This is a genomic window from Dactylosporangium siamense, assembly GCF_016862795.1.
Lineage (GTDB): Bacteria > Actinomycetota > Actinomycetes > Mycobacteriales > Micromonosporaceae > Dactylosporangium > Dactylosporangium siamense.
Window position 1 is genome coordinate 1 of the sequence record NZ_BONQ01000076.1, and the last position, 13852, is coordinate 13852.

General features: G+C 71.4%; 4 protein-coding genes and 1 pseudogene. 2 read left to right on the forward strand and 3 right to left on the reverse strand.

What is annotated here, in order from left to right; translation table 11 throughout:
- Window positions 1-8751 (forward strand): annotated as a pseudogene (locus Dsi01nite_RS23660) (hypothetical protein); the annotation flags it as partial.
- A gap of 46 nt (window positions 8752-8797) precedes the next feature.
- Window positions 8798-9616, forward strand: coding sequence for a DUF6406 domain-containing protein (locus tag Dsi01nite_RS23665; protein ID WP_203848429.1), 819 nt, complete (start codon window positions 8798-8800; stop codon window positions 9614-9616).
- A gap of 30 nt (window positions 9617-9646) precedes the next feature.
- Here Dsi01nite_RS23665 and Dsi01nite_RS23670 read toward each other — a convergent pair whose 3' ends face one another.
- The 3 genes from Dsi01nite_RS23670 to Dsi01nite_RS23680 form a co-directional block, all read right to left on the reverse strand.
- Window positions 9647-10888, reverse strand: coding sequence for a S8 family serine peptidase (locus Dsi01nite_RS23670; protein WP_203848430.1), 1242 nt, complete (start codon window positions 10886-10888; stop codon window positions 9647-9649).
- Complete coding sequence (locus Dsi01nite_RS23675; RefSeq protein WP_203848431.1) at window positions 10885-12903, reverse strand: hypothetical protein; 2019 nt, start codon at window positions 12901-12903, stop codon at window positions 10885-10887. Before Dsi01nite_RS23675 ends, Dsi01nite_RS23670 begins: the two co-directional genes overlap by 4 nt.
- 68 nt (window positions 12904-12971) lie before the next feature.
- Window positions 12972-13691 (reverse strand): hypothetical protein, encoded by a 720-nt coding sequence (locus Dsi01nite_RS23680; protein WP_203848432.1) that lies wholly within the window; start codon window positions 13689-13691, stop codon window positions 12972-12974.
- Window positions 13692-13852 lie beyond the last annotated feature (161 nt).

Here is a 13852-nt window from a genome sequence, read left to right on the forward strand (position 1 = left end):
GACAACGCCAACCCGGACGACAACGCCAACCCAGACGACAACGCCAACCCAGACGACAACGCCAACCCAGACGACAACGCCAACCCAGACAACCCGGCACTGGACGACGACACGGGCCTGGACGACAAGCGGGAGCCCACCGGGACCCGGAGCGACTCAGCAGCCGACCTTCCGCCGCTCGCGACCGACGAGCAGGCCCGCACCGCGATGGCGGAGAGCCTGAGCCCGACCCCGTCCGGCTACGCGTTCGGCACCGCGGAGCACGCGGCGCGCCTCAGCCCGCAGGACGGTGCCGTCACGATCGCCGCGAACACCTTCCCGGACGGGACGGTGGCGCTCGGCGACGTGCGGGTGACGCCCGAGCAGTTCGCTCGCGAGCTGGCCCGGCTCCAGCAGCAGGGACACGTGGACCTCGGCGATACCGACACGACGCTGCACCTCGCGATGTGCGCGTTCGGCGCTGGGACCAACCCGCCCGCGGCAGCCGTCGCCCAGGCCACCGGGCGCCAGGTGCGCGCCGCGACCGATCTGGTCTGGGCCTACCCGGACGGCACGCAGGTCGTCGCGCCCGCGAATCCGGCCGGCACGGGACCGCTGGACGTCGACACCGGCCAGTGGGTGACCATCGACCCGGACGGGACGGTCGTGGCCACCGAACCCGGCGTGGACCCGACCGCCGACCGCCGCGGTACACCGGTGCATTTCGGATCGATAGCGGCAGACCGGCAGGGTCGGCTCGAGGCGGAGCTTGCCGCCGTGGTCGACATGGTGCGGGTCACGAGCCAGACGTGGATGGGCGCACCGACCGGAAACCGGCTGCACTTCAGGTCCGCGGAAGGTTTGCACGCGGTCGAGGTCGAGGTCGGGCACACCGGCCGGGACCTGTTCCGGATCAGCGTCGGGCCGGACGGCCGCTTCACGATGACGATCTCCGCCGAGGTCATGGACGGCAGTTCCACCGTTGAGATGCGCATCGTCGTGGCGCAGGCCTTCGGGCAACTGCTGGGCAACACGGGTCCGGGCGGGCGCCAGGGCGGAGACCCGGCGCTGCAGAACGACCGCAGCGCACGCCGCGGATGGGCCAGACGGCTCCGCCGTGCGGAGGGCATCCCGCTCGGCCACGGCGACCGGGGCACCGTCGGCGAGCTTCGGATGCTCGCCGATCTGCACCAGGCCGCGAACAACGACGCGGACCGCGAGGTGGTCCGGGGCGTCCTCCAGCACTTCATCGAGACACATGGCTTGCGCGAAGGACAGCCGGGCGCGGACCTGCGCGCCGACACGGTCCGGGCGCACCTGTCCGATGCGACGGCGGTGGCCCTGTTCGACCAGCAGCGGGCGATCGCACTGTCGGTCAACCCCACGGTGGCGCTGGCCTCGGCGGTGCTGACCAGCGATCAGTTCCGCAACCTTCGGGTGGAGCCGACCAGCGACAACCGCAACGACATGTTCCGCGCCTTCCCGTCCCGCTGGCGGGGCCGGCAGGGCTACGCCGTGCGGATCGAGGCCGGCCGTCCCGGCACGGGCGGGAGCATCACGCGGCAGTACGACGGCAACACCGTCGTGCTGACCCTGAGCCCGGACCTGCTCGGCGCGCCCGTCTCGACCGACCCGGCGACGCTGGCGCAGCAACGGACCGAGATGCACGCCCGGCTCGCGGGTGTCCTCGCGGACGCGACCGCGGCCCAAGCGCACCGACCCGTGCAGGTGCGGACCATCTGGCGGAACCTCTTCGGCCGGTCCGTCGGCCCCGTCGTGGCCGGCTCCGGCTCGCTGGCAGCCGGCATCGGCCTCAATTCGCAGCCCGTCGGGGCGCGCGGATTCGTCGGGTCCATGGTGAACTTCGTGACGGCGGGCCGTCTGGACCGGTTGGCGCTGCACCAGGCCGACCGGGCGCAGGACCGGACTAACGCGATGAGGATGGACGAGCGGCCGCAGTCTCTGCCGGCGCTGGCGCGCACCGTCGCCGACGCGCGGGCGCGGCTGGATCGGCTCGGCAGCACCGCGCACAACTGGCAGGCCGCCGATCCGTCGGAGACCCCACCCCCGTCGACCGAGGCGACCGTCATCGCGGCCACGCTGCAGGCCGTCGAGCTGGCGATGCGACGGGTCGCGCGGGCCGACATCCCGCACCTGCGCCGTATCCGGCCCGGCGAGGTGACCGACGGCGTGGTGATCGAGTACGACCTGAAGATCGTGGGTCCGAACGTCATCGTCCGGATCGAGGTGGTCACCGGCGTTCCGGACAACAAGATCAAGCAGAACCCGTACCACGACGCGATCGTGATATCGGTGCCGGCCGAACTGGCCGCGAACCCGGACACGCTGGCCGAGAAGCTGGAAGCGGAGATCAGGGACATCGCCGCGGCCCAGCACAACCTCAGGCTCACCCGTGAGTCCATTCGGGATTCGGTACGCCGCACCTTCTTCTCCGAGACGCGGCAAGCTGGCACGTCGTTGGCGCTCACCGGCGGGTCGCATTCGGCGGAAGTGGGTGCGATCACCAACCTGCTGCGAGCGGCGGGCGACACGGCGAACACCGCGGCCACGAACGACACCGAGAGCAGCCTCGCGGCGCAACGCAAGGCATTCGACCGCAACCCGACGCCGATCTCGGGCCCGGCGACCTCCGGCTCGACCGCCACCAACCCGGAGGGCTTCGAGAGCGATACGGACCTGCCGGCCCGTGGCTCACAGGTGCGTTCGGTCGCGGAGCAGGCCGTCGAGCTGTTCAACCGTGGCGCCGAGGTCGCCAACGAGGTCCGCCAGCGGATCACGCCCGGCACCCAGGCGCCCGATCCGACGGCCGTGCAGCGGCAGTCTGTCGAACGCAGCCATGACCTGGTCGAGAACGCGGAGCTGACGTTCCGGCAGCACGCTCAGCCCGGCGGTTCGCGACTGCGGGACCGGTTCCTGCAGCGCAGGGTCAAGGTCGAGGTTGTGGACGGCCCGGTCGCCGGCGATGCCCTGATCGACGTCCGCATCGGCGGGCTGCTGGGCCCGGTCGTGCGGATCACCGTCAGCCCGGCGCCGTCGAACGATCCTGACGTCGTCAGAGAGCACAAGGCGAAGGTGCTCGCGCAGGTGGCGGCCGCCGGGGAGGCGTTCGCGAACCGGACCACCCACGGCATCCGCTCATATATCGGCTACTACCGCACCCAGGTCGGACCGGCGATCGCGGCCGCGACCGGGGTCGCCGGCACGCTCGCCGTCTACAGCGCCCTTGGCCTCGCCAAGCCGGCGCTCATCATCCTGGGTGGCGTCGCGTCGGTGACCGCGGCGGCGCTCAGGGCGCACACGCAGTTCCGCAAGGACCGCACCGCCGCACTCGTCGACGCGGCCCGGGCGATCTCCAACGACCCGAGCACGGCGCCGCCGGAGCGGGTCAGGGCCGCGGCCCGCAGCGAGCACGACGTGGTCGAGACGATCGAGCAGGCGCTGGCCCAACGGCAGGCGGACCTGCTCGCCGCGCACCCGGAGGCTGCCGCCGCGCTCGGCCGGCTGGACCACGACCTCGGCGTGACCCCGCAAACGCTCGAAGCGGTCTTCGCGGCGGTGCAGGGAATCCTCACCGCCGAACAAGGGCAGCTGCTGAACAACGCGCGGTTGACCGCCGTCGACCTGGACACCGGCATCTTCTCCGTCCAGTTCGACCTGCCGTCGGGCGGCCAGCAGACGCTCACGTTCGACGTTGTCACCGGGCAGCCCGGCAGCGCCGTGACGGCGCATTTCGTCGGTTCCGACGTCCAGGTGACCGTCGTGGTCGACCCCCAGGCGACGCCGGACGCCGTGACGGACCGGTTGATCGCCGAGATCAACGTCGCGATCGACATCATGGCGGCCTACCCGGACGGCCAGCCGTCGACGGACATGCGTAACCGCGGTGTCCGCCAGGCCGTCGGCGACAGCGTCATCCAGGGCGGCGTGGTCGCCGCCGGGACGGCCGCGGGGATCATCCATCCCGCCCAGGCCATGAGCCTGTTGCAGAACCTCGCGACCAACGCCGCGCCGGCCGCGACCTCCAGCACCAACGCCTGGGTCGCGGCCAACTCGGAGGTCGGCGGCAACCTCGCCAGGCGCGATGCGAAGGAGGAGGGCGAACGGCAGACCCGCCGCACCCACGGCGAGCTGTCCCAGGCGCAGGTCAGGCTGGTGCTGGACCGGGTCCAGCACCTGACGGACCGGATCGAGCTGGCCGAGGAGCGGGCGGCCCGGCTGGCGCAGATCGAGCAGGACATCGCCGACGGGCTGATCAACGCGACGACGCCGGAGGGGTCCGAGTTCGCCGCCGACAGCCGCCCTGCCGATCAGGACGACCTGTCGATGGACGAGGTCGCCGAGGCGCTGGCCACGTTGCAACTGGCCGACTTCGGCATTGGCGTGGTCCAAGGGATCACCCTCGAGCCCGGCGGCCGGATCCGGGTCAAGCTTGTCGATGGTCCGAGCATCGACCTGCCGGTGAAGCTCGTTGCCAGCCTGCCGCGTCCGGACCAGGTCGCGGTGACCGAGTTCCTGAAGGGCCAGCCGGTCGAGCTGCGCCTGCCACTGCGGCTGGGTAGCGAGCATGTCGCTCGCGCGTTGGCGCACGAGATCGCGGAGACGGTCGAGCGTCATCTGCGGGGCATCGGCCAGCGGCAGGGCATGTTCAGCCGCCGGGTGGAGACGCCGTCGGACGCGTTGCGCCCCGACGCCGCCCAGACCGACCGGCTGAGCCCCGAGGATCAGGGCCGGCTGGCGGAGCTGCGGGTGCTGCAGCGGCAGTACCAGGAGCTCGCCAACGACCCTGCGGTGCGGCGCTTCCGCGACCCGTCCCGGGACACGCTGGTGGCGATCGGCGCGGAGATCAACGCGTTGCTGGACCATCTCGGTCTGCGGACCGCCACCGACGCGACGCTTGATCTGCTCCCGGCCGACGTGCGGGACATGCTCGACGGTATGCCGGACCCGGCCGCGCTGACGACGCCACCGCGACCGGACCGGTTGACCACCCGCGAGCAGTTCGTGGAGCTGGCTCAGGAGCGCGGCTACGAGTGGATCACCCACTGGCTGGCGCCGGAAGGATCCCCCGCGCTGTTCGGCCCGTTCCACCGCACCGAGTACAAGGGCCAGGACGCGGTGGTCATGCGGAAGATCGCGAACTCGCGGGAGCTGTGGGGGCAGCGGTACAACCAGAACCCGAGTCCGCTCGTCGAGGCGCACGAGGGTGCGCTGCCGGAAGGGACGCGTGGCTTCGAGTTCTACACCGATCACCTGCCCAACAGCTGGCGTCGCACGCATCCGGGGCGGATCGGCTGGTCGCAGAGCTTCCGGGAGCACTTCCTCACGGCTGAGATCAACGAGGTGCTGGAGCCGATCGAGCACCGCGACGAGAACAACCTCGAGACCGGCATCATCACCATCACCATCACCACGATCACCCAGGACATCGCGCCAGACCCCAACCAGGAGAGCGATCAGGACGGCGTCGATCCCGTCACCGCGGTCCGGGTCGACGCGTCGCGGTTCGCGGGCCGGTTCGCGGCCAGGCCCGACCCGGCCGCGGTCGTCGACACCGCGACCGCGGTCATGGCAGGCGTCGTGCCGGCGGCGCTCGCCAGCCGGATCGCCGGCATCGACGACCTCGGCAACGGCCGGTACCGGATCCGGCCCGTCCGCGGCCGCTCGTTCGAGATCACGATCAGCGCCGAGGATCTCAGCTCGGTGCACACCAGCCGCAGCAACGACGTCGTCGCCAACACCGTCCGCGTCGGGCGCAACGGCTATCAGGTGCGGCTGTCCAACCGGCTCGACGTCACCGCGGTCGCGGAGGCCCTCGCCCACGAGCTTCGCGAGGTCGTCGCGCTGCGGTCACGCCCCCTCGTCCAGCGCCTCATCAACCGGATGCGGCAACAGGACCGGCTGACCAACCGTTCCGCCGTGCCGGCCAGAGGCCCGCTGTCCGGGCATGACCACGGTGGCCTCGGCCAGCTCGACGTCCACGGCCACGACCGGCAGACCCTCCCCGATCAGGGCTGGACCAGGGTCCGCACGCTGTTCGAGGCGGCCGCGCTCATCCGGCACCTCGGCATCGACCAGGCCAACCTGGGCGCGGACCAGCGCCGCGACCGGATCCGCGCCGAGAACGCCCTCACCCCCGCCGCATGGGACCTCATCGGTGAGCTCGACAACGCCGGTCTTTCCGTCGACCCGGCGCTGCAGGAGACCATCCGCCGGGCACGTGAGCTCGCCGCCTACCCGCCCACCACCGGCGACCCCGTCGACCTCTACGTCGCGTGGTCCCGGGCGGTGCTGCAGATCGCCGCGCTCACCACCGACCCGCAGGCACGGGCCGACCTCGTCGCGGCCTTCATGGACGACATCGACCCCACGCACCTGAACCAGCTCGCCAGCCGCCAGCCGGCGCTGCACGCCCAGTTGACCGCCGAGCTCCCACCGGGGCACCGGGCGGAGGGCCGGATCTCGGTCGACGAGCTGCGCGGCCTGGCCGGCCAGTACCGGACCGCCGACAACGCGGGGCGGCTCGCCATCCGCCAGCAGCTCGCCGGCACCGTCGCCCGCTACCAGGCGCAACAGGGTCAACCCGGCGCGGACCGGTTGCACGCCCACCTGACGCCGGACGTGCGGGCCTTCCTCGACCGGCTGGCCATCCCGCAGCTCACCCCGGCGATGGTCCAGCAGGTGCTCGCCAACCTGCAGGTCAACCCCGCCGCGGTCACGCCCGGCACCCAGCGCGACACCGACTACTACAGCGCCTTCGGCACTTCTCCGCTCACCGACGCGGCGCTGCGGGACCGGCTGCACGAACTCGCGGTCGAGGGCGAGTTCTTCAACAGCAGCTTGCCGCACCTGCCACACCTCGCGGGTCAGGTCGTGCACCTTTCGCCGGCGACGCTCGCCCGGTTGCAGCAGGCCGATCCGGCCCTGGCGCAGCGCGTGCAGCAGGACGGCATCTACGTCGATCTCCGGGGCGTCGTCGACCTGACGCCGTACCGCTCGTTCGGGCTGAGCACCGTCGACCTCGGCCCGCTCGCGGGTCAGTTCGACCTGACCGATCCGGACGGCCTCGCCGCGCAGCGCAGGCAGGACTCGTCCCGGGCCCGTGCCGTCTACGCCTACCAGCATTCGACCTGGCCGGGGCTCCCCGTGTTGCTGGCGGAGCACGAGATGCACCACATCGAGGACGGCCGGTCGATGGTGCCGGTCCACCGGGAACTCCTGGCGGCCGTGGCGACCCTCGCCCCGCCGGCGCCGCAGGCCAACTGGGTGCCCGACGGCGGCGCCCTGCCGGGTGGCTCCCCGCAGGGACCGGTCCGCATCACCGCGCACCGGCCGGCGCTGTTCCATCTGGCCCATACAGCGATGCGGTACGGCACACCGCTGGACCTGCCGAACGGCCAACGCATGCCGCTGGGCGCCAACCAGCCGTCCAGGGCCCAGTACACGCAGGTCTACCTCGGCGCCTGTGGCTTCTTCAACGCGATCAACTCGGTGGCCGGCATCCTGCCCCACGTCATCGCCCAGGCGATCACCGAAAACCCGGACGGCACCTATACCGTCCGGCTGCACGAAACGGAGATCCAGGGAAACCGGACCGTGCCGACCGGCCGCATGATCGAGGTGACCGTCACCCCCGAGTTCCCGGTGGGCATGCACGACAACCAGCTGCAGTATTCGGCGATCGACGGTGGCGCGTGGGGCCTGGTGCTGGAGAAGGCGCTCGTCGCGGTCGGCCAGCTCTGGGACGCCACCCGGCGGGCCCGGTGGCAGCAGAAGTGGTATCAGGCCAATTACGCGAAGAGCAAGGAGCTCGGCAGCACCACGCCGACGCCCGGTCAGTTCGAGGCGGCGCCGACCGGCTACCACGAGGTGGGCAACGTCGGCACCAACGCCACCGATCACGCGGAACTGCTGACGCTGCTGATCGGCCGGCCGGCGACGGTGGCCAACTTCGACACCTCGCCGAATCAGGTAGCGATCACCACGCAGCACCTCACGCAGCTGCTTGCGGCCCGGGTGCCGATCCTCGTAGGCACGCAGTCGGCCAGCAGCTACGACACGGATCCGCGCCACATCGCGCGGAACATGGAGCAGGGACTGCCGCACCGCCTCTCACACAGCCACGCGTACGAGGTCGTGGGGCTGAACAACAACGGTCAGGTCATCCTGCGCAACCCATGGGGGCACACCGACCCTGCCCCCATGGACGTCAGTGAACTCCTGCTGATCATGGACAGCTTCTACGCGTATGTGGAACCGCCACCCGCACCACCCGCGCCGCCGCCGCCACCTGCACCGCCCGCCCCGCAGCCGCCGCCGCCCGGTCCCGTGCCGCCGGTGGTGACCGACACGGCGCCGACGCAGCGGGCGATCGGCCGGGCCACGGTGGTCGATCGTCGTGACCCGTCCGAGGACCCGGCGACGGCTGACGATCCGGCGCCGAGCCACCGGAAGGGCCGGCTGACCCACCGGTACACGCCGCAGCACGTGCTGGTGACCTACTACGCCCTGCGTGAGGTGCGGACCGGCCTGGACCTGGGGCTGCTCGCGCACGTCGCACGCGACGGTACGGTGGAGGTCTCGGTCTGGCAGGTCCAGCACAGCGGCTGGTTCCAGGCACCGGGTGCGGTGATGCCCGGCGACGTGCCCGGCGCGGTGCCGATCCTGATCGACCGGGCAACCGCGGAGGCGGTCTCGGTGCAGGTGTTCCAGCAGGTCCTGCCGCCCGAGGAATGGTTCAAGTCGCTCGTCTGACGGCGCGACACAAGATCGTCTGACGGCGCGACACAAGGGAGAGTGGATGCCTGAGATCACCGAGGTGATGCTGGAACGCGGCATGTCTCCGTGGTTCGACGACCGCGCGCGGTGCGGCGTGCTCACCTTCAACACGTCGCCGCCGCGTCTGGTGCTTGCGGTCGTGTCGCCGGCGGGCGAGGAGTCGACGCACGAGCTGTTCCTGGGTGACACGTTCCCGGTGGGGGAGAACACGTGGCGGTTCGACGACGCCGTCATCACCAACACCGACATCTGGACCGTGACGCTTCGCTACGTCGCGCCGGGCTCGCCGCCGTTCCGGCCGCCGGCTGAGCCGCGCGACTACGTCATGGTCGAGTTCCGCAGTTTCGGCACGATCGACGAGGCCGGGATCGGCCAGGTCGAGCAGGATCTGGGGCGGCGGCTGCCGCGGTCGTTCCGGATGTGGCTGGCCCACAACAACGGCGCCGCCCCGGTCGAGGAGATCTGGATTCCCGGGACGCACGTGTCACTCGACCCGTTCACGCCGGTGCTCGGTGTGCACCCCGAGAACCCCATCTACGACCTCCGCAACGGTGAGCGCCAGGTCGGGCGATGGTTCACCAAGGACTATGTCGTGATCGCCATCGGGGTCGAGGGCTACTTCGCCGTCGGCGTCAGCCCCCAGGTCGCCGATCAGATCTTCGTCATGCGTTCCGGGGACGCGCTGCAGCTGGGCAACCAGTACCTCGCCCGCGGCTACGGCAGTCCGGCCGAGTACCTGTGTGCCGAACGCCTCTTCCCGGTCGGATCCAGCATCGGGACGTTCCTGGCCAACCTGCGCCCGACCCCGCCGTCACCCCCGGCCACGCTCCGGCCGATGTAGCGGTGCGACGGAGGAGGTGCGGCACGGGCCTCAGGCGTAGGGGTCGTGGTTGGGATCGGGTCGTTCGCCGATCGCCGGGAGCCGTGTCGGCTGCCACTGGTCGGCGGCAGCCGGTTGCGACCTGCGGCGCATCCGGCGCCGGAACCACATGGTGAGCAGGCCCAGAACGACCGGAATCGCCAGGAACGCCAGCATCAGCGCCGCGATCTGGACCGCCTTCGGCGCCTCCGCCGACGGCTCCGCCCGCGGCGACGCGGCGACCCTGGGCGATCGCGACGAGCCCGGGCTGGGCGACGCGCTCGCGCCGGCACGCTTGGGCACGGTGGCGGCGGTGGCGGCCAGCGGGTCGATGACGCCGTAGCCGTATCGCTCGTCGTAGCCCGGGTCGCCGCGGTCGACAGCCGAGTCGCGCAGCCGCTGCAGGATGCCGGCCGGGGTCTCCTGCGGATACTTGGCCTTGATGACCGCCGCGACCCCGGCGACCAGCGCGGTCGCGTTGCTGGTGCCGGTGGAGGTGTCGTAGCCGCCCTTGAGCCTCGCGGACACGATGTCGTCGCTGGGCGCGGCGAGGGTGATCTTGCCGCCGTAGTTGCCCTTGGCCGAGATCGTGGAGATGGTGCCGTCCCGCTGCACGCCCGCCACCGCGACGACGCCCGGATAGGCCGCCGGCCAGGCGATCTCGGGAACGTCCGAGGTGTTACCGACGCCGGCGATGATGATCGCGCCCTTGTACAGCCCGTAAGCCATCGCGGCCTGCAGGTTGTCGGTGGCACCACCCGCCGCCGCAACGCAGATGACCTTGGCGCCGGCCTCCACCGCGGCGAGGATCCCGTTCGCCAGCTCGTCGGGGTGGCCGTTGCCGGTGCGCGGGCCGACCCGCACCGGCAGGATCTTCGCCTTCGGCGCGATGCCGAGCACGCCGTCGGCGTTACCGCGGCCGTGGCCGTGGCCGGCGATCAGCGAGGCCATGGCCGTGCCGTGGCCGGTGAAGTCGTCGGTGCGCCCGTCCGGCTCCCGGGACGCGTCGAGGCCCTTGAGCACGCTACCGGTGAGGTCCGGATGGTTGGCGTCGACGCCGGTGTCGACGACGGCGACGGTCACCCCCTCGCCTTGGCTGACCGTGGCGAGCTCGGCCGCCTTCAGGTACTCCAGCGACCACTGCTGGTTTCGGATGCTGTCGGCGGCCGCCGGGTCGGCGGTGCTGATCGCGAGCGCGAGCCCGCACAGCACCGCCGACAATGCCCGGCTGGAGCGCTGCCGTCCGTTGGTCAACCTGCCCGTCCGATCGCCGGGCCGCGCTCGACGGTGGTGTGCTCGGTCCGCTCGGGCGCGTCGATGATGGGCGGCGGTGCCAGCTGGTCGGTCACGGCGAACTCGCTGTCGTCAACGGTGAACGGGGTCCGGCGGTGCTGCCGCCGGAGCTGGTCCTGTTGTTGCTGCCCGGATTCGCCGGTGTTGCGCACCACCGGCGGGGCCGCCGCGTTGCGCGCGGCGATGCCGGGACGGCGTCCGGGTGCGCTCTCGGGCGTGGGAACACCCCGCCCGCGGGCTGCGGCGCCGCCGGGACGGCCGCCGATCACGTCATGGTCGAGGTCGACCGGGCGCAACGGGGCGCTGCCCCGGTTGCCGATCGTGGTCGGCCCGACGCCGCGCGCCGCGGACCGTGGCACCGCGGACTCCGGCACGCCCCGCGCACCGCCTGGCTGGCGCGGGTCCACGCCCCTGCCGCGCTGGCCGGGAGGCATGCCGCCACGGCCCGGCTCGCCGGTCTGACCCGGCTGGCGGCCGATGACGCCGCGCCGGTCACCCGCACCCGGCGGCAGCCCGGCTCGACCACCGCCGGACGACGGCGGCTGACCGAGCTGACCTGGGCGTTGACCGATCACGCCGCTGCGCCCCGCCGACGGAGGCAGCGCCGTCTTCCCCGAGCCGCCACGGCCGGCGCCCGGCGGCAGTCCCGTCTTGCCGGGCGGGCCGCCGGTGCGCCCCGCCGAGGGCGGCAGCGCACTCTTGCCCGGTCCGCCACCGCGCTGCGCGGACGGAGGGAGGCCGGTCTTGCCCGGTCCGCCACCACGTTGCGCCGAGGGCGGCAGCGCGCTCTTCCCGGGTCCGCCGCCGCGTTGCGCGGACGGGGGCAGGGCACTCTTCCCCGGCCCGCCACCGCGCTGCGCCGAGGGCGGCAGGCCGGTCTTGCCGGGACCGCCACCGCGACCCGCGGAGGGCGGCAGCCCGGCCTTTCCGGCAGGGGGCAGCCCCGTCCGCCCGGCGCTGGGTCGCTCGCCGATCACTCCGGACTTCGACGGCAGCCCACCGGGCGGCAGGCCGGCCTTGCCCGGCGTGAGCCCCGGCGAGGGGGGCAGCGAAGGCAGCGCCTTGGCGCCCGGCGTCGGCAGGACCGGCATCCCGACGGGCGGCATCACCGGCACCACCGGCACCACCGGAATCGCCGGCAGGACCGGCGGCTTCGGCGGCGGTGGCAGGCTCGGCGGTGGAGGCAGGTTCGGCTTGTTCACCACCGGCACGACCGGCACCGGCACCACCGGGACGTTGGGCACGAGCGCCGTGGGCATGGTCGGCATCGCCGGCGGCGGTCCGGCCGTCGGCACGTGGGGCATCACCGGCATGGCGGGGGCCGCCGGCGCATGCGGGATCGGCATCACCGGCTTGTAGTACAGCGGCCCCTTGAACGCCGGCATGGCCGGCCGGACGCCCGAGTCCGCCGCGACGTAGGCGGCCGCGAGCTTCTTCATGATCGCTCGGGCCTCGTTGTCGAACGCGTCCAGCCTCGCCTGCTCGAACTTGGCAGGATCGTCACTGTCGAACCACATGTGCTTGAAGTCTTTGACGACGTCAATGGCCTTGTTCTTCAGGCCGTCGGCGTCCCCGTGGTTGTTCCAGTCGTCGATGTTCGTCATGTACTGGCCGCGCCGGAGGCTCACGTCGGCCCACGCCTTCTTGGCGGCATTCACCGCCAGGGCGGTGTCCGCCAGGATGTCGGCATAGACGCGGTAGTTGTGCGCCGACGTGTTGAGGGTGCCGACCAGCAGCGTCAGTTGATTGAGGAACGCGTCACCGCCCGCAGAGTCCCAATGGGGCTTCAGCGTGCGGTGATATTGGGCAATGTTGGCGCTCAGCGCCTCGAACTGCTCCGCCAGGTCGATCCAGCCACGCGCCGCGGCCTGTTGCCGGGACGCGTTCTCCTGACGGAGGATCGCGTCCATCTCTTCGAACGACTTATTACCCCAGTAGGTATATGTGGCCTTGCCGGCTTCTGCAGGGAGCACCATGGCGACCTACTTCGCCGACGCGGCCCGGTAGCCGCCGTCCGGTGCCGGCATCAGGGCGCTTCCCGTCATCACGGAGTGTTTCCCGTCTCCTGCTCCAGGTTGATACGGCCCTGCTCGGAGAGCGTGTAGTCGGTGCGGCGATTGTCGCCCTCAGGAAGCTGCGTGGTGTCGAACAGCGTCTGATAGCCGGAGACCGTCTTGCCGTCGACGTCCTTCGGGATGCTGTTCTCCGACTGGGAGTTGGCGAGGTCTTTCGGCGGTGCGTCACCGTCCGCGCCGGGAATCTCCTGATCCATGGTGCCGTCGTTGTCGAAGTCATAGCCGATGACGACGCCCCGGTCGTTCCTGATCATGCCCCATTGCGACGGGTCGGGCAGGCTGAGTCGCGGCTCCGGAGTCTTGGCGCCCTTCGGCAGCTCCGCCGGGAACATCTCCTGGATCTGCTTCAGCTTGACGTTCGCGAAGCCGTCCTTGCCCTTGTACAGGTCCGCGATGTTCTCCACGCCCTGCTGGAGCGCGAAGAGCGACAGCTTGACCTCGGAGATCATCTTCATCGCCGCGGTGAACGAATCCAGGTTGCGCTTGCGGACGTCGTCGCCTTCCACGAAGTTTTCGCCGCTGCGGCCGATCTGGGCGTTGACGGGGTGCTCGTCACGGCCCAGGGCCTTCCAGCGGTTCATCTGGCTGTCGTAGGCCTCCGCGTCGCCCTTCAGGTTCTCACCCAGCGCCTTCATCGAGTCGATCTCGACGTTCAGCTTGTCCGCGATCGGCTTGTTCTCGTTGCCCATGTCCGACACCCCCATGTCCGGTCCAGCGTGGATGCTCGGCGGCTAAGCGTCGCCTCCATCGGAACTCGTCTACCCCCAAGCCTACCCAACTTCCGCAACGGGGATCGATCACGATGGCAACACTTGAGACAAGCCTGAGGGTCCCGGCGGCCGCCAACGCT